At 63.0% G+C, this 16,951-nt stretch carries 12 protein-coding genes, 1 tRNA gene and 1 riboswitch; of the genes, 6 read left to right on the forward strand and 7 right to left on the reverse strand.

Features of this window, described 5'->3' with window-relative positions; genetic code table 11:
• From R3X27_RS16985 to R3X27_RS16995, 3 genes are all read right to left on the reverse strand, one after another.
• Nucleotides 1-193, reverse strand: a 193-nt coding sequence (locus R3X27_RS16985) for a hypothetical protein (protein ID WP_317710069.1), incomplete at its 3' end; no start/stop codon positions are given.
• Nucleotides 194-474: 281 nt separating this feature from the next.
• Nucleotides 475-549: transfer RNA gene (locus tag R3X27_RS16990), tRNA-Asn, on the reverse strand.
• A gap of 48 nt (nt 550-597) precedes the next feature.
• Nucleotides 598-1,527 carry an MBL fold metallo-hydrolase gene (locus R3X27_RS16995; RefSeq protein ID WP_317710070.1) on the reverse strand — a complete coding sequence of 310 codons (930 nt, stop codon included), beginning with the start codon at nt 1,525-1,527 and terminating at the stop codon, nt 598-600.
• A gap of 42 nt (nt 1,528-1,569) precedes the next feature.
• Here R3X27_RS16995 and R3X27_RS17000 point away from each other — a divergent pair, with 42 nt between their 5' ends.
• Nucleotides 1,570-2,892 (forward strand): ATP-binding protein, encoded by a 1,323-nt coding sequence (locus R3X27_RS17000; RefSeq protein WP_317710071.1) that lies wholly within the window; start codon nt 1,570-1,572, stop codon nt 2,890-2,892.
• A 95-nt stretch (nt 2,893-2,987) separates the two neighbouring features.
• On the opposite strand, the gene R3X27_RS17005 is transcribed toward R3X27_RS17000, so the two are convergent.
• A complete protein-coding gene (locus R3X27_RS17005) occupies nt 2,988-4,019 on the reverse strand; it encodes a helix-turn-helix transcriptional regulator (RefSeq protein ID WP_317710072.1) in 1,032 nt (343 codons plus the stop codon).
• 173 nt (nt 4,020-4,192) lie between these two features.
• On the opposite strand from R3X27_RS17005, the gene R3X27_RS17010 reads away from it, so the two are divergent.
• A complete protein-coding gene (locus R3X27_RS17010) occupies nt 4,193-6,544 on the forward strand; it encodes an arylsulfatase (RefSeq protein ID WP_317710073.1) in 2,352 nt (783 codons plus the stop codon).
• Nucleotides 6,545-6,634: 90 nt separating this feature from the next.
• Here R3X27_RS17010 and bluB read toward each other — a convergent pair whose 3' ends face one another.
• Both bluB and R3X27_RS17020 read right to left on the reverse strand, forming a co-directional pair.
• Complete coding sequence (bluB, locus tag R3X27_RS17015) at nt 6,635-7,315, reverse strand: 5,6-dimethylbenzimidazole synthase (protein ID WP_317710074.1); 681 nt, start codon at nt 7,313-7,315, stop codon at nt 6,635-6,637.
• Between the two features lie 50 nt (nt 7,316-7,365).
• A riboswitch (cobalamin riboswitch) is annotated at nt 7,366-7,546 on the reverse strand.
• A gap of 48 nt (nt 7,547-7,594) precedes the next feature.
• Complete coding sequence (locus R3X27_RS17020) at nt 7,595-8,347, reverse strand: cytochrome c biogenesis CcdA family protein (protein ID WP_317710075.1); 753 nt, start codon at nt 8,345-8,347, stop codon at nt 7,595-7,597.
• Nucleotides 8,348-8,476: 129 nt separating this feature from the next.
• On the opposite strand from R3X27_RS17020, the gene R3X27_RS17025 reads away from it, so the two are divergent.
• From R3X27_RS17025 to R3X27_RS17035, 3 genes are read left to right on the forward strand one after another with little or no spacing between them, the layout of a single operon-like run.
• Complete coding sequence (locus R3X27_RS17025) at nt 8,477-8,707, forward strand: sulfurtransferase TusA family protein (protein ID WP_317710076.1); 231 nt, start codon at nt 8,477-8,479, stop codon at nt 8,705-8,707.
• A 21-nt stretch (nt 8,708-8,728) separates the two neighbouring features.
• A complete protein-coding gene (locus tag R3X27_RS17030) occupies nt 8,729-9,565 on the forward strand; it encodes a fumarylacetoacetate hydrolase family protein (RefSeq protein WP_317710077.1) in 837 nt (278 codons plus the stop codon).
• A gap of 22 nt (nt 9,566-9,587) precedes the next feature.
• Entirely contained in the window at nt 9,588-10,760 is a 1,173-nt protein-coding gene (locus tag R3X27_RS17035; protein ID WP_317710078.1) for a pyridoxal phosphate-dependent aminotransferase, read from the forward strand.
• Nucleotides 10,761-10,892: 132 nt separating this feature from the next.
• Here R3X27_RS17035 and acnA read toward each other — a convergent pair whose 3' ends face one another.
• Complete coding sequence (gene acnA / locus R3X27_RS17040) at nt 10,893-13,586, reverse strand: aconitate hydratase AcnA (RefSeq protein ID WP_317710079.1); 2,694 nt, start codon at nt 13,584-13,586, stop codon at nt 10,893-10,895.
• Nucleotides 13,587-14,023: 437 nt separating this feature from the next.
• Between acnA and R3X27_RS17045 the strand changes: the two genes are divergently transcribed.
• On the forward strand, nt 14,024-16,816 hold the full coding sequence (locus R3X27_RS17045; protein WP_317710080.1) for a bifunctional aconitate hydratase 2/2-methylisocitrate dehydratase: 2,793 nt from the start codon (nt 14,024-14,026) through the stop codon (nt 16,814-16,816).
• The last annotated feature ends 135 nt before the right edge of the window (nt 16,817-16,951 follow it).

Consider the following 16,951-nt stretch of genomic DNA (forward strand, 5'->3'; position numbering starts at 1 on the left):
TTCCGTTCCCGTTCTCCCTGTGATGGGGCTTCTGGTTACCACTGTTGTTCTGCCTCTGCCGGGCAGCGGCCAACGGGGTGATCTCGATGCGATCGCCGTTGGCGCGCTCCACGGTGATGACAGCATCTTCGCGGGTCAGAAGCCGGTTCAGGTCCGGGTCGGAGCGCTGTAGCCAGCTCCGCAACCATTTCATGGGTACTCCTTTCTGTTGGGCGTCTTCCATAGGGAGCCCGAGAAAGGTGTTTGGGTTCGTCAACGACCCGAAAGACGAGCCGAGATCCAACCTCGAAAGCTATCTGCGGCGGATCGTGGGATGCTCTTCGCGTGGTTCATTCCCGCTAGTAGCACCTGAGGCCGTTGCTTGGATGGCGTCTGCTCTTGGTTACTTGTTTGGACGGTTGTTTGGACAGAATGGGTTGCAGGAAAGTCAATCGTCGCCGATCCCCTTCAACCTTCTGTTTCTTTTGTCTTAATTGGCTCCGGCGGTAGGGATCGAACCTACGACCAATTGATTAACAGTCAACTGCTCTACCGCTGAGCTACGCCGGAACACGGGGGGCGATATAGCAAGAGGGGTAGGGGGCGTCCAGAGGGATTCTATTGTTTTGTCAATTTCTTTGAAGGCGCTGTCCCTGATGGCCTCAGCGAAAGCAGACCACCGGGAAGGCCAGTATGGGAAACGATTCTTTTCTCTGAAAGATCAATGATATGGGCGAGCATGTTGCGTTCTGCCGCCGGTAGCAGTGCAGCATGCGTGCCGGTGTAGATCTGGGCGGTTAGGTCGCGCAGTGTTGTCGGGCCTTCCGAGAGCAGTGTCAGGATCTGGGCCTCACGTTCGCGGCGGTGAGCAACCAGCCAGGACAGCCGGTTACCGGGGTCCGGGACAGGGTCGCCATGTCCGGGATAGTAAATCCGGTCTGACCGTTTCGACAGGCGATCGCAGGAGCGCATGAAGGCAGCGAGATCGCCATCGGGAGGCGAGATCAGCGAAGACGCCCAGCCCATCACATGGTCGCCGGTAAACACCGCGTTTCCCCAGGCAAAGCAAAGATGGTTCGCAATATGTCCAGGTGTCCAGAGAGCATCCAGACGCCATCCGTCGCCCTCGATGGTGGCGCCGTCGGTGATCTTCTGGTCCGGCTGGAAGGCCGTGTCGATGCCTTCGCCACCGCCGATCTCCCGGCGCGCAGCCAGCTGCTTCATCACATCCGAGCGTCCGTCCTCATGCGTGCCGAAGCCGAGGATCGGCGCGCCTGTGGCCTCGGAGAGTGGGCGTGAGAGCGGCGAATGGTCGAGATGGGAATGGGTGATGAGGATATGGCTGACCCGCTCGCCGGGCTCGAGTACCGACAGGATCGCGTCGAGATGGCGCGGCAGGGCCGGGCCGGGATCGATCACGGCAACCGCGCCTTCGCCAAGGATATAGGTGTTGGTGCCGTGATAGGTCATCGGCGAAGGGTTCGGTGCCAGAACACGGCGCAGACCGGGTTCGGGTCGGGTCACGGTGCTGCCCGCGGGATCACGCATTTTTCCATTCCTCTCCTTCGGCTGCGACGCTAGCTTTGTGTCATGAATCTTGATTGGCTCAAACGTTACATGCCGCGGGGCCTTTACGGGCGAGCGGCGCTTATCCTCATTGTTCCTGTTGCCGTGCTTGTTCTGGTGGTTTCGCTGATCTTCATCCAGCGGCATTTCGAAGATGTCACCCGGCAGCTCACCCATGGTGTTGTACTCGAGCTGCGCGAGGTGATCGAACTGATCGAAGCCCAGCCGGATCTGGATGCCGGACTCGCAGCCAGCAGGTCGCTGACTGACACACTCGGGATGACGGTGCACACGGCCGCAGAACCGTTGAGTGGCGATCGCCGGGTGTTTTACGATGTCTCTGGGCGCGAGGTGATCGACACGCTGCGCGACGGGCTGGACGGCGTGCGCGCGGTCGACCTGCGCAGCTCGAGCCGGCATGTCCGGGTCCAGATCGGAACCGAGCGCGGACCGATCGATGTGAGCTTCCGACGTCAAAGGGCTTCGGCCTCGAACCCGCATCAATTCATTGTTCTGATGGCGACGATCGGCATGTTCATGACCGGAATCGCCTTCCTTTACTTGCGCAACCAGCTGCGGCCGATCACCCGGATGGCAGATGCGGCGGAAGCTTTCGGCAAGGGCAGGGTGGTTCACTACAAGCCGTCCGGCGCTCTGGAGGTTCGCTCCGCGGGGCGGGCCTTTCTGGATATGCGCGGGCGTATCCTGCGGCAGATCGAGCAGCGCACCCTGATGCTGTCTGGGGTGAGCCACGATCTGCGCACGCCGCTGACGCGGATGAAACTGACCCTGTCGATGCTCTCGGACGAGGCGGAAGCCGATGAACTGCGCCGCGATGTCGAGGAAATGGAACAGTTGATCGGTGCCTTCCTTGATTTCGCGCGGTCGGACCAGTTGGAGGATCCCGAACCGGTTGAGCCCGTGGCCCTTGCGCGGGAGGTGGTGGAGAAGGCGGCGCGCCATGGGGGCGATGTCACCTTGTGGCAGACGCCCGCGGCGGAGGAGACGGTGATCCTGCGCCGGGCGGCGATAGAGCGTGCGCTCGGCAATCTGGTGGGCAACGCGCAGCGCTATGCGGACCGGGCGCTGGTTTCGGTCGAGATGCGGGAGCGGCAGGTGATCTTCTGTGTCGAGGATGACGGGCCGGGCATCCCGGAGGACCTCCGGGACGAGGCGATGAAACCGTTTTCGCGGCTCGACCCGGCGCGCAATCAGGATCGCGGTTCAGGGGTCGGGTTGGGGTTGGCGATTGCGCATGACATTGCGCGGCGCCATGGCGGCAACTTGCGGCTCGGCGAAAGCGCGGAGATGGGCGGGCTGAAGGTGGAGCTTGTGCTGGCGCGGTGAGGCGAGCCAAGGACGCGGGAGGGGATTGCTCCATCGAGACAGGCTTGCGGGACAGTGGACCGGACAGCGCGTGTCCCGACACTCGAACCCGCGAGTCACCGCGCGGAGGGTCCAGAAACCGGCTTTGAGCGCAAACGGGCTTCGCTCGGGGTTTGCCCGATGCATCGCCGCGCCGCCCGTGAGAGCGTGGATTGGCGCGCATAGCCCAGCCTTGCGGATATTTCGCCAAGTGACAGGTCCGGCTCCTCCGAGAGGCGTTGCAACATCTCCATGCGCAGCGCATCGAGCAGATCGGAATACCGGGCGCCCTCCCCAACCAGGCGACGTTGGAAACTGCGGCGGCTCATCCCGGCATATCCAGCGATCCGGTCGATGCCGGGCGCTCCATGGGCAAGCAGTCCCGGCAGCACGACCTGGACCGAGTGGGACAGGCTGCCATCACCCGCCAGCGGTGCCCAGTTGGTGACATCGATGCCGCGCATCCGGTCCCGGGCGACGGCGCGAAACCCGGCATTGGCGTCGCGGAGCGCGATCCGAATCTCCACGGGGCCCGCTGTCTCGCGGAAGACGAAACGGTCTTCATAGGGCGCGAGATGCCTGAAACCGTGCTGCGGATGCGGAACCATCGAGACTTTCGCGCGGATCGCGGGGCCAGCCCGGGTCAGGCCGAACATCACGCCCAGCATCGCGGTTAGGTATTGATCGATCAGGTGGCGCGCTTCGGCATCGAAACGGATCGGCCACGCGTCGGAAATGACACAATCGCCCTGATCCTCCACGATCCGGAACACCTCATGCGAGCAGTGATAGGGCATCGCTGCGGCGATCCGGTCGAGCGCCGATCGCGGCGTTCTGGTGCCAAGCGCCACACGTGCCAGCATCGCGAGGTCGAACAGGCCGGTATCGCCAACGACGCGAAACGGGATGTCCGGACCCTCGCTGCGCCCGAGATTGCGCAGGAATTCCACCGTATTCAGGAGTGGGATCGGCACCATCGGGTCTGTCCAAGGGTACCAGGCCAGATCGACAGCGGCCAGCGCGGCGTCGGTGTCCCGTCCGCGCCTGGACATCCATTTCAGCATCGGTATCAACGCCGAAGCGCGGATAAGTGGAATCGTCCCTCCCATTGCGTGCCACTCAACCTTCCGATGGTGCGACGTCGTGTTCATCCACGAAACAGGATCTGGCACCAAAAGGCAAACATGAAAGCTTCCAATGGGTTAAGAACACGTGACCTGCGCAGGCAGAGGACAGGCCCTGCTCTGAAAACGCCGGTTCTGACCGGAAAAGGGAGAAAGAAATGATTTCGCCAGTATTTCGCGGGATGTCGATAGCCACGGCGGCGGCGTGCCTCTGCGCCATGACCGCGGCTGCGGAGCCGGAAATAGATCGCTCGGTTCTTCCGATCGCAGCGCCGCCGGTGCAGTCCTTCGATGCGCTTGATGCGCGAAATGTCGAGGCGCCGCCGCTCTTTCGCGTCTCCGCGCCGGAAAACGCCCCCAATGTGGTCATTGTCCTGGTGGATGATCTCGGCTTTGCCGGCACGTCCGCGTTTGGCGGGCCCGTCCCGACGCCGGAATTCGACGCGCTTGCCGCCGAGGGGGTGGCCTTCACCAATTTCCACACCACCTCCGTCTGCTCTCCGACCCGCGCCGCTCTGAAAAGCGGGCGAAACCATCACGTCAACAACATGGCCGGTGTGACCGAGAGCGCGACCTCCTTTCCCGGCGATACCGGGATGATCCCGGACACGGTGGCGCCACTGGCCGAGATCCTCCGCCTCAACGGCTACAGCACAGCCGCCTTTGGCAAATGGCATGAAACAGCGGCCTGGGAGGTCAGCGTCGCGGGGCCGCATGACCGCTGGCCAACCCGGCAGGGTTTCGACAAGTTCTATGGTTTCATCGGTGGACAGACCAACCAATGGGCGCCGTCGATCTATGACGGGGTGAGCCCGGTCACGTTGCCCGCCGACCCGGACTATCATTTCCTTCCCGACATGACCGACAAGGCGGTTGACTGGATCAAGTTCCAGAAAGCGCTGACCCCGGACAAGCCCTTCTTCGTCTATTTCGCGCCCGGCGCGACCCATGCACCGCATCACGTACCGCAGGATCTGAGCGCGCAATGGAAGGGGCGGTTCGACCAGGGCTGGGACACGTTGCGCGAGGAGATCCTCTCCCGTCAGGTTGCCACGGGGATTGCCCCCGAAGGCACCGTGCTTCCGCCAAAGCCCGAGGCCATCCCCGACTGGGACAGCCTGAGCGAGGATGAGAAGACGCTCTTCACGCGGCAGGTGGAGGTATTCGCGGCCTTTATCGAGATGACGGATCGTGAGATCGGCCGGGTGATCGATGCGGTCGAGGAAACGGGTCAACTCGACAATACGCTGATATTCTTCGTCTTTGGCGACAATGGCACGAGCGCCGAAGGCGGGCGCAACGGTCTTTTCAACGAGATGACCTATTTCAACGGCGCCGAGCTGAGTGTCCAGGACATGCTGGAATATCACGACGTCTGGGGCGGTCCGGAGACCTTCAACCACATGGCCGCCGGTTGGGCCGTGGCTTTCGACACACCTTACAAATGGGTCAAGCAGGTCGGCTCGGATTTCGGCGGAACCAAGGTCGGGATGGCTGTCCACTGGCCCGAGGGCTTCGCGGCGCGGGGCGAGCTGCGTGATCAGTTCACCCATGTGATCGACGTGGTTCCGACCGTCCTCGAAGCGATTGGCCTTCCGGAGCCGCGCATGGTGAACGGTGTGCCGCAAGTTCCGATCCAGGGCACCAGCATGATCTATGCCTTTGACGATGCCGACGTGCCGGAGCGCCACACCACGCAGTATTTCGAGATGTTCGCCAACCGCGCGATCTATCGCGATGGCTGGCTGGCCCGCACGATCCACAAGGCGCCTTGGGAGGCAAAACCGCGCGCCGCGCTGACGGACGACGCTTGGGAACTCTTCGATACGAAGAGTGATTTCAGCCTCTCGCAGGACCTGTCCGAGGCGCATCCCGAGAAGCTCGCGGAGCTCAAGACCATCTTCATGATCGAAGCCGGACGCAACCACGTGCTGCCGATCGACGATCGTGTCCTTGAGCGCATGAACCCGGCCATTGCCGGACGGCCGGACCTGATGGCGGGGCGAACCTCGCTCACGCTGGCCGAGGGCATGACCGGGATGACCGAGAATGTCTTCCTGAACGTCAAGAACCGGTCCAAGACGATCACCGCCTCGGTCGAGGTGCCCGCGGATGGAGGTCATGGCACGATCATCGCCCAGGCCGGTCGTTTCGGCGGGTGGTCGCTCTACGTGAAGGACGGGGTGCCGGCCTACACGTACAATTTCCTTGGCCTGACGACCTATACGGTTGCCGCGACGGACCCGCTGCCCGGAGGGACACATGAGATCCGCTTCGAGTTCGACTATGACGGGGGCGGTCTGGGCAAGGGTGGGGACGCCACGCTTATCGTGAACGGTGAGACGGTCGCCACTGGCCGGATCGAGCGCACCCAGCCGATGATTTTCTCCGCTGAGGAAACCGCTGATGTCGGCATCGACCTGGCCACGCCGGTGGTCGAGGAGATCGGCGCGGAAGAAGTTTCGCGCTTCACCGGCACTGTGGAAAGCGTGACCGTGGACATCCGGTAGAGCCGAACCCGGAGGCCGCGTCTGCGGTGCTCCGGGACCGACATTGTCACGGGTGCTGGGTCGGGAAGGGGCGCAGCACGTGCGGCGGCGTCAGGCCCGGTTGCCCCAGCGATCCGCGAAGACAAGCTCCTCAAGCGGCAGCCGCTTCTGCCAGCCGATGCTCTCCAGCTCCGGGCGCTCATGCAGCTCCGTCACATGCCCGAGGCAGAGATAGGCCACCGGTACGACGCTCTCCGGAAGTCCGAGGATCTCGCGCAGTTCGTCCGTCTCGATGATGCTCACCCAGCCGACTCCGATCCCCTCGGCCCGTGCCGCCAGCCAGAGATTCTGCACCGCGCAGACGGAGGAATAGAGATCCATGTTCAGGTCATGCGTGCGCCCGAGCACGACCCGACCACCGCGCGAGCGGTCGCAGGTGATGCAGAGATTGACCGGCGCCTCGACGATCCCCTGCAACTTGAGCGCTGAGTAGAGGTTGCGCTTCTCCTCCGGGAACATTTCCCGCGCCTCCGCATTGGCCCGCTCGAAACCGGCGCTGATGCGCGCCTTGACCGTCTCGGAGCGGATCACGAGGAAATTCCATGGTTGCATGAAGCCGACCGACGGCGCGTGATGCGCGGCCGTCAACAGTCGTTCCAGCACGGCATCGTCGATCGGCGCCGGCGTGAACTGGCTGCGCACGTCGCGACGCGAATAGATCGCCCGATAGACGGCGGCGCGTTCTTCGTCGGAAAAGGGCCCGGCGGGCCCGAGCGTGGACTCTTGCTGCATGACAAATCCCCTGTCGCGGCAAATTGGCGACCCGTCCGCCGTCCGCGCGGAAAGGGTCCATCTCGTCTGGCCGGTCTTCTGACTTGGTTTCTCCCGGAGCGGCGCCTTCCCGGCGCGCGCCAGTGGCCATTGCCGCCCCGTCCACCTCACAGCGTTGGGCACGTGGCGGAATCGCACCGCCTTCCCGATTCTCCCGGAAGGGTCCCGGGCACCAGACGGTGTGAGAGCTAGGCGAGGGCAGGGAGAGAGGCAATGGGCGGGTTGTCCCACCCGAGGGCCTCAGCCGAGCATGGCGAGCGCTGGGAAGGTCTCCAGCAACCAATAGGAGAACTGGCTGAAGCCGCCGGTGAGCATCAGCAGGCCGATGGTCCAGAGGAGCAGCCCCATCACCCGTTCGATCTGCGCCATATGCCGCTTCATCCAGCCCATCAGCCCACTCAAAGAGGGGAAAAACGCAGCGACCAACAGGAAGGGAATGCCAAGTCCGGCGGCATAGACCGCCAGCAGCAGCGTGCCGCGGGCGATGCTGGCCTCGGAGGCGGCCAGCGACAGGATGGCGCCGAGCTGCGGGCCGATACAGGGCGTCCAGCCGAAGGCGAAAGCCAGCCCGAGAATATAGGCGCCAAAGGCCGAGCCGCCGCGGTCGCCAGCATCGAGCCGGGCCTCGCGTTCGAGGAAGGGGATGCGAATGATGCCAAGGAAATGCAGCCCGAAAACCATGACAAGAACGCCGGCCAGGCTGTTGAAAACCTGTTGGTTTTGTAGAAAGAAGGCGCCAAAGGCGGAAGCTGTGAACCCGAGGAACAGGAACACCGTCGACAGGCCCATCACGAAGAACAGCGCTGTCAGGATGACCCGCTGCCGGCCCGTGCGCCCTTCCGACATATCCGTCATCGAGATCCCGCCCATATAGGCCAGATAGGGCGGCACGATGGGCAGCACGCAGGGGCTCAGAAACGAGATCAACCCCGCGACAAGCGCGATGGCCATGGCCGGCAGAAGCGCGGCGTCGATGATTTCAAATCCGAACATTGGATCTCCTCTCCGATCTGCTCTATCGGCTTGACGCGCGCGCGTCACGGGGGAACGGGGTCACATTGGCGTGGCCGTTGCCGAGATGTCCTGTGGACGCCGCGCAAATCTACGCCTAGAGATCGGGATATGACCGATCCGACCCAGCTCGACGCGCGTGGCCTGCTCTGCCCGCTGCCCGTTCTCAAGGCCCGCAAGGCGTTGAAACCCTTGCCGGAGGGGGCCGAGCTGCTGGTTTTGGCCGACGACCCGGCCGCCGTGATCGATGTCCCGCATTTCTGCACCGAGGCCGGCCACACGCTGCTGGACCAGTCGGAGAACGGGGCGCATCTGGAATTCCGCATACGCAAGGGCGGCTGATCCGCCCGGGAGGAGAAACGCATGAAACTCTGTCGCATCCGCACCGCGTCGGGCACGATCCCGGCCATGATCGACGCTGAAGGCAACCCGCGCAGCCTCGACGGCAAGCTCGAGGACCTGACCGCCGCCAGCCTCGCCGAACTCGACGCGCTCGCCGCGCTGGACCCGTCCACACTGCCCGCGCTGGAGAGCCCGGATTACGCCCCGATCCTCGGCGATATCGGCCGCATCTTCTGTATCGGGTTGAACTATTCCGACCACGCCGCCGAGGCCGGGCTCGACGCGCCGGAGCAGCCGATCCTCTTCATGAAGGTCTGCCCGCCCACCGGCGCCAACGACCCCGTCACCCTGCCCAAGGGTTCGGAGAAATCCGACTGGGAGGTCGAGCTTGGCGTGGTGATCGGCAAGAGGACGCAGCATGTCTCGGTTGAAGAGGCGTTGGACAGCGTCGCCGGCTATTGCGTCGTCAATGACCTGTCCGAGCGTGCTTTCCAGATCGAGCGTGGCGGGCAGTGGGTCAAGGGCAAGTCCAGCGACGGTTTCGGCCCGGTCGGTCCCTGGCTCGTCACAGCCAACGAGGTGCCGGATCCGCAGGATCTCGACATGTTCCTCGATGTGAATGGCGCGCGCTGCCAGACCGGCAACACGTCGAAGATGATCTTCACGGTCGCCGAGATCATCAGCCATCTGAGCGAATTCATCACCCTGCAACCGGGCGACGTGATCTCCACCGGCACGCCCCCGGGCGTCGGCATGGGCATGAAACCGCAGAAATTCCTCCGCGACGGCGACGAGATGCATCTCGGCATTGCCGGGCTCGGCGAGCAACGCCAGCAGGTGAAAGCCTGGGGCGCCTGAACCCCGCCGAAAGGACAAGCTTATGAAGACAATCGCAGGCTTCGACCGTATCGGCGAAGAAAACGCCTTCGCCGTGCTCGCCCGTGCCGGGGAACTTGCCGCCACTGGCAAGGACATCATCAATCTCGGCATTGGTCAGCCGGATTTCCCGACCCCACCCAATATCGTCGAGGCCGCGATCAAGGCGCTGCGCGACGGCCAACACGGCTACACGCCGGCCACCGGTATCCTGCCTCTGCGCGAGGCTGTCGCCGCCGACCTGCACCGTCGTTTCAATGCGGAGGTCAATCCGGACAATGTGATCGTCGTGCCGGGCGGCAAGGTGACGATGTTCTCCGCCATCCTCATGTTCGGTGAACCCGGCGCGGATATCCTCTATCCCGATCCCGGCTTCCCGATCTATCGCTCGATGATCGAGTTCACCGGCGCGCGGCCCGTCCCGGTGCCGATCCGCGAGGAGAACGGGTTCGGTTTCTCGGCAGAGGAGACCCTCTCGCTGATCACGCCGGAAACCCGCCTGCTGATCGTCAACTCGCCGGCCAATCCCTGTGGCGGTGTCACGCCGAAGGCAGAGGTAGACAAGCTCGTTGCCGGCCTCGCCGCGCACCCGCATGTCGCCATCCTGTCGGACGAGATCTATGACCAGATGCTCTATGACGGCGAGAAACATGTCACCCTGCTGGACTATCCGGAGATCCGCGACCGGCTGATCCTGCTCAATGGCTGGTCCAAGACCTATGCCATGACCGGCTGGCGGCTGGGCTATTCGGTCTGGCCGGACGGGCTCTATGACAAGGTGCGCAAGCTGGCGGTCAATGCCTGGTCCTGCGTCAACGCGCCGGCGCAATTCGCCGCTCTCGAAGCGCTGACCGGTCCGCAGGACGCAGTGGGCGAGATGCTGGCCGAGTTCGACATCCGCCGCCGTCTCGTGGTCGATGGGCTGAACGCGCTTCCCGGCGTGAGCTGCATCACCCCCAAGGGCGCGTTCTATGCCTTCCCCAATGTCAGCGAGACTGGCTGGAAGGCAAAACCGCTCGCCTCGGCGCTGCTGGAGGAGATGGGCGTGGCGACAATCGGCGGGCCTGATTTCGGCATCCTCGGCGAAGGCTATATCCGGCTGAGCTATGCCAATTCGGCCGAGAATATCTCCCGCGCGCTCGAGCGGATGGACGGGTTCCTGTCGCGTACCGGCTGACCCGATCGGCGTCTGCTGAGAAGAATACGACAACACCACATGAAGACGCCGCGCCAAGGTATTGGCGCGGCGTCTTTTACTTCGAAATAGAGCGGGGACGGAAAGCCCGCCCCGCACTGGTCCGGTCGCGGATCAGCCTGCGGCCTTGGCAAGGTTGCGCAGCACGTAATGGAGCACGCCGCCGTTCTCGACGTATTCGATCTCCACCGCGGTATCGATCCGGCATTTCAGCGTGATTTGCTTCACCGAGCCATCCGGTGAAGTGATGGTGCAGGGCACGTCCTGCAAGGGCTGGATGCTGTCCAGGCCAGAGATAGAGACCGTCTCGTCGCCAGTCAGACCGAGCGTCTTGCGGGTGTCGGCGCCGGTGAACTCGAAGGGGATGACGCCCATGCCGACAAGGTTCGAACGGTGGATGCGCTCGAAGCTCTCGGCGATGACCGCCTTGACCCCCAGCAGGTTGGTGCCTTTGGCCGCCCAGTCCCGCGAGGACCCGGCACCATATTGCTCGCCGCCGAAGATCACCAGCGGCGTCCCGGCCTCCTGATAGGCCATGGACGCGTCATAGATCGACGTGGTCTCGCCATCGGGGCCCTTGGTGTAGCCACCTTCGATCCCGTCCAGCATCTCGTTCCGGATGCGGATATTGGCGAAAGTGCCGCGCATCATGATTTCGTGATTGCCGCGGCGCGAGCCGTAGGAGTTGAACTCCCGCGGGGCGACCTGACGCTCGGTGAGATACCGGCCGGCGGGCGTGTCCTGCTTGAAGGAGCCAGCGGGCGAGATGTGGTCGGTGGTGATCATGTCGCCGAGAACTGCCAGCACCCTGGCATTCTCGATATTCGTGATCACGCCCGGCTCCATGCCCATTCCGCGGAAATAGGGCGGTTTCTGGATATAGGTCGAGTTGGACGGCCAGTCATAGGTTTCGGCGTCGGTGATTTCCACACCCCGCCACTTCTCGTCGCCCTTGAACACGTCCGAGTATTTCTTGAGGAAGGCCTCGCGGGTGACGGTCTTGTGGACCAGATCGGCGATCTCCTTGTTGGTCGGCCAGATATCCTTGAGGAACACGTCATTGCCGTCCGTGTCCTGGCCGAGCGGCTCGGTTGCCAGGTCGATATTCATGTCACCGGCCAGCGCATAGGCGACAACCAGCGGCGGCGAGGCCAGGTAGTTGGCGCGCACATCCGGGCTGATGCGGCCCTCGAAGTTCCGGTTGCCCGAGAGCACGGCGGTGGCCACGAGGTCGCCCTCGCTGATCGCCTTCGAGATCTCCGGCTGGAGCGGACCCGAATTGCCGATGCAGGTGGTGCAGCCATAGCCGACCAGGTTGAAGCCAACCGCGTCGAGATCTTCCTGCAAGCCGGCGGCCTCCAGATACTCGGTCACCACCTGTGACCCCGGCGCGAGGGAGGTTTTCACCCAGGGCTTGCGGTTCAGGCCAAGCGCACGCGCCTTGCGGGCAACGAGCCCGGCGCCGATCATCACGTATGGGTTCGAGGTGTTGGTGCAGGAGGTGATCGAGGCGATCACGACCTTGCCCGAGGAGAGGGTATAGTCTTCGCCCTCGACCGCCACGTCCTTGTCCACCGGACGCTTGAAGGTCTCGGCCATCTCCTTGCCAAAGGCGGCCTTGGCATTGGACAGCGGTACATAGTCTTGCGGGCGTTTCGGGCCGGAAATCGCCGGGATGATCGTGCCCATGTCGAGTTCCAGCGTGTCGGTGTAGATCGGTGCGTAATCGGCGCCGCGCCAGAAGCCGTTCTTCCTGGCATACGCCTCGACCAGTGCGATGCGGTCCTCGTCGCGGCCCGTCTGGCGCAGGTAGCGCAGGGTTTCGCCGTCCACGGGGAAGAAGCCGCAGGTGGCGCCGTACTCGGGTGCCATGTTGGCAATGGTCGCGCGGTCGGCCAGTGGCAGGGTGTCGAGCCCCTCGCCGTAGAATTCCACGAACTTGCCGACCACGCCCTTGGCGCGCAGCATTTCGACGACCTTCAGCACGAGGTCGGTGCCCGTGGTGCCCTCGACCATTGCACCGGTCAGTTTGAAGCCAATAACCTCGGGGATCAGCATCGAGATCGGTTGGCCGAGCATCGCGGCCTCTGCCTCGATGCCGCCCACGCCCCAGCCAAGCACGGCGGCGCCGTTGACCATGGTGGTGTGGCTGTCGGTGCCGACAAGCGTGTCGGGATAGGCCACTTCCTTGCCGGTCTGGTCAGTGTCGGTCCAAACGGTTTGGGACAGGTATTCCAGGTTGACCTGATGGCAGATGCCGGTCCCCGGCGGCACGACGCGGAAATTGTTGAACGCGTTCTGGCCCCATTTGAGGAAGGTGTAGCGCTCCAGGTTCCGCTCGTATTCGCGGTCCACGTTCATCTGGAACGCGCGCGGGTTGCCGAATTCGTCAATCATGACCGAGTGGTCGATCACGAGATCGACCGGGTTCAGCGGGTTGATCTGCTGGGCATTGCCGCCGAGTGCAACGATGCCGTCCCGCATGGCGGCAAGGTCGACAACGGCCGGGACGCCGGTGAAATCCTGCATCAACACGCGGGCCGGGCGATAGGCGATTTCGCGCGGGTTCTGACCGCCATTCGCGCCCCATCCGGCGAAGGCCTTGATGTCGTCGACGGAGACGGTGAAACCGCCGTCTTCGAAGCGCAGCATGTTTTCCAACACCACCTTGAGCACGGCTGGCAACCTGGAAAAATCGCCAAGGCCGGCCTCCTGAGCGGCGGGAATGGAGTAGTAGGAGTAGGTCTTGCCGCCAACGGAAAGATCCTTGCGGGTCCTGACGGTATCGGTGCCTGTCTTGATCGGCATGTGTTGGCCTCCCTGATGCGGTCCATGGGGTCGCTGAACATGGATCTGTCTGAGTTGCGCGCTCCAATCAAGATTGGGCCTAGGAAGGGGCAGTTTCAAGCCACCCCTTGCCGGCCGCGATCGCTCGATTTGCGCACGGCCCCGCCCGATCCGCGTGCTCTTGCAATCTCCCGGGCGTCTGGACCCCGTCGAACCGCTTTCGAAGTCTTCGCGCTTTGAGGCCGTCGTGTTTTGGATGTAAGAGCGTGTTCAAGCGGCATTCCAACGCGGGAGGAGGGCGCTGCGAAAGGTTTGTGACAACCTGTCGCGTCGTTCCTGTTGAAGATCCCATCGTTTTAGTATACCGTTGCATACAACAAGCTTGTGTCGGCACCGCCAGATGATTCTGAACGCCGGCGTTCAAGCTGCAACCTGAGATCAGAACGGCGAGAAAAGACATGAGCTTGTATACTGACTACCTGGACGAAATCAGCACCCGCAAGGCACAGGGTCTGCACCCCAAACCCATCGATGACAGCGCACTTGTCAGCGAGCTGATCGAACAGATCAAGGATACCGGGAACGCACATCGCGCCGACTCCCTGAAATACTTCATCTACAACACCCTGCCGGGCACCACGAGCGCGGCGGGCGTGAAGGCGAAGTTCCTCAAGGAAATCATCCTCGGTGAGGCCGTCGTCGAGGAAATCACGCCTGAATTCGCTTTCGAGCTGCTGTCCCACATGAAGGGCGGCCCCTCGGTCGAGGTTCTTCTCGATCTGGCGCTGGGCGAAGACGCGGCAATAGCGCAGCAGGCCGCCGACGTGCTCAAGACGCAGGTCTTCCTCTATGACGCGGATACCGAACGGCTCGACGCCGCCTACAAGGCCGGAAACAAGATCGCCGAGGGTATTCTCGAAAGCTACGCGAAGGCGGAATTCTTCACCAAGCTTCCCGATATCGACGAGGAGGTGAAGGTCGTCACCTATATCGCCGCCGAGGGCGATATCTCCACCGATCTGCTCTCGCCCGGCAACCAGGCCCATTCGCGCTCCGACCGCGAGCTGCACGGCAAGTGCATGATCTCGGAGGCGGCGCAAAAGGAAATCGAGGCGCTGAAGATCCAGCATCCCGGCAAGCAGGTGATGCTGATCGCCGAGAAGGGCACGATGGGGGTTGGCTCCTCGCGCATGTCCGGCGTCAACAACGTGGCGCTCTGGACCGGCAAGCAGGCCTCGCCTTACGTGCCGTTTGTGAATTTCGCCCCGGTTGTCGCCGGCACCAACGGGATTTCGCCGATCTTCCTGACCACCGTCGACGTTACCGGCGGTATCGGCCTCAACCTGAAGAACTGGGTCAAGAAGGTGGACGCGGACGGCAAGCCGATCCTCAACAATGACGGCAACCCGGTGCTGGAGCAGAAATACTCCGTTGAGACCGGCACCGTTCTGACCATCAACACCAAGAAGAAGAAGCTCTACAACGACGCCGGTTCCGAGGAACTTGTCGACATGGCCGGCTCCTTCACGCCCCAGAAGCTCGAATTCATGAAGGCTGGCGGCTCTTATGCCATCGTCTTCGGCAAGAAGTTGCAGACATTCGCCGCCGAGGCGCTCGGTGTCGAGCCGACGCCGGTCTTCGCGCCGTCCAAGATCGTGACCAATGACGGCCAGGGCCTGACCGCCGTGGAGAAGATCTTCAACCGCAATGCCGTGGGCGTGCCCGCCGGCAAGGTCATGCATGCCGGATCCGATGCGCGGGTGACGGTCAATATCGTCGGGTCCCAGGACACGACCGGCCTGATGACCAGCCAGGAGCTGGAAGCTATGGCCGCCACGGTGATCTCGCCGAAGGTGGACGGCGCCTATCAGTCCGGCTGCCACACCGCCTCCGTCTGGGATTTGAAGGCGCAGGCAAACACGCCCAAGCTCATGAAGTTCATGAGCAATTTCGGCCTGATCACCGGTCGGGATCCGAAAGGCGAATATCACGCCATGACCGACGTGATCCACAAGGTCCTGAACGATGTCACCGTATCGGACTGGGACATCATCATCGGCGGCGACAGCCACACCCGGATGTCCAAGGGCGTGGCCTTCGGGGCCGATTCCGGCACCGTTGCGCTGGCGCTGGCAACCGGTGAGGCGTCCATGCCGGTTCCGGAATCCGTCAAGGTGACTTTCAAGGGCAAGATGGCCGATCACATGGACTTCCGCGACGTGGTGCATGCCACCCAGCAGCAGATGCTCCAGCAATGTGGCGACAACGTCTTCCAGGGTCGCGTCATCGAGGTGCATATCGGCACGCTTCTGGCCGACCAGGCCTTCACCTTCACCGACTGGACCGCGGAGATGAAGGCAAAGGCCTCGATCTGTATCTCCAATGACGAGACGCTGATTGGCTCGCTGGAACTGGCCAAGCACCGCATCGGCATCATGATCGGGAAGGGCATGGATAACGGCGTCGGCATGCTGCAGGGCCTGATCGACAAGGCGGATGCGCGCATCGCCGAGATCCGCTCCGGCAAGACGCCGGCGCTGACCCCGGACGAGAACGCGAAATACTTCGCCGAGGTCGTGGTCGATCTGGACCAGATCGTCGAGCCGATGATCGCCGACCCGGATGTCAACAACGCCGATGTCTCCAAGCGCTACACCCACGACACCATCCGTCCGGTCTCCTATTACGGCGCCGAGAAGAAGGTCGACCTGGGCTTTGTCGGCTCCTGCATGGTGCATAAGGGCGACGTGAAGATCGTGGCCCAGATGCTCAAGAATCTCGAAAAGGAGACCGGTAAGGTCGAGTTCAAGGCGCCGCTCGTGGTTGCCGCGCCGACCTACAACATCATCGACGAGCTGAAGGAAGAAGGCGACTGGGAGATCCTGCAGAAATACTCGGGCTTCGAGTTCGACGATTTCATGCCCAAGACCGAGGCGCGGACCGAATACGAGAACATTCTCTATCTCGAGCGCCCGGGCTGTAACCTCTGCATGGGCAACCAGGAGAAAGCCGCCAAGGGCGACACGGTGCTGGCCACCTCGACCCGTCTCTTCCAGGGCCGCGTCGTGGCCGACTCGACCGAAAAGAAGGGTGAATCGCTGCTCGCCTCGACCCCGGTCGTCGTTCTCTCCGCAATTCTCGGCCGTACGCCGAGCGTCGAAGAGTACAAGACCGCCGTGGACGGGATCGACCTCACCAAGTTCGCTCCGCCGCTGGAGATCCCGACGACGACCAAATCCGCTCACTTCTGACGGGTGACACAAGACATGGCTTGCGGCCGCCGGCGTCTGGTCGGCGGCCGTTTTCGTGCGACGGGGAGGACCGATTCACGCAGATCCACGGCGGGGGATTGCACGCCCGCACGCTCTGTCACAAAAAGACGGGCA

It is taken from the genome of Tropicimonas sp. TH_r6, from assembly GCF_033101155.1.
Lineage (GTDB): Bacteria > Pseudomonadota > Alphaproteobacteria > Rhodobacterales > Rhodobacteraceae > Tropicimonas.

Coding starts and splice junctions, on each gene's coding strand:
- acnA (WP_317710079.1), bottom strand. CDS start 13,586: ATGCCGATCAAGACAGGCACCGATACCGTCAGGACCCGCAAGGATCTT.
- R3X27_RS16995 (WP_317710070.1), bottom strand. CDS start 1,527: ATGCGTGATCCCGCGGGCAGCACCGTGACCCGACCCGAACCCGGTCTG.
- R3X27_RS17010 (WP_317710073.1), top strand. CDS start 4,193: ATGATTTCGCCAGTATTTCGCGGGATGTCGATAGCCACGGCGGCGGCG.
- R3X27_RS17035 (WP_317710078.1), top strand. CDS start 9,588: ATGAAGACAATCGCAGGCTTCGACCGTATCGGCGAAGAAAACGCCTTC.
- R3X27_RS17030 (WP_317710077.1), top strand. CDS start 8,729: ATGAAACTCTGTCGCATCCGCACCGCGTCGGGCACGATCCCGGCCATG.
- R3X27_RS17045 (WP_317710080.1), top strand. CDS start 14,024: ATGAGCTTGTATACTGACTACCTGGACGAAATCAGCACCCGCAAGGCA.
- R3X27_RS17000 (WP_317710071.1), top strand. CDS start 1,570: ATGAATCTTGATTGGCTCAAACGTTACATGCCGCGGGGCCTTTACGGG.
- bluB (WP_317710074.1), bottom strand. CDS start 7,315: ATGCAGCAAGAGTCCACGCTCGGGCCCGCCGGGCCCTTTTCCGACGAA.
- R3X27_RS17020 (WP_317710075.1), bottom strand. CDS start 8,347: ATGTTCGGATTTGAAATCATCGACGCCGCGCTTCTGCCGGCCATGGCC.
- R3X27_RS17025 (WP_317710076.1), top strand. CDS start 8,477: ATGACCGATCCGACCCAGCTCGACGCGCGTGGCCTGCTCTGCCCGCTG.
- R3X27_RS17005 (WP_317710072.1), bottom strand. CDS start 4,019: ATGGGAGGGACGATTCCACTTATCCGCGCTTCGGCGTTGATACCGATG.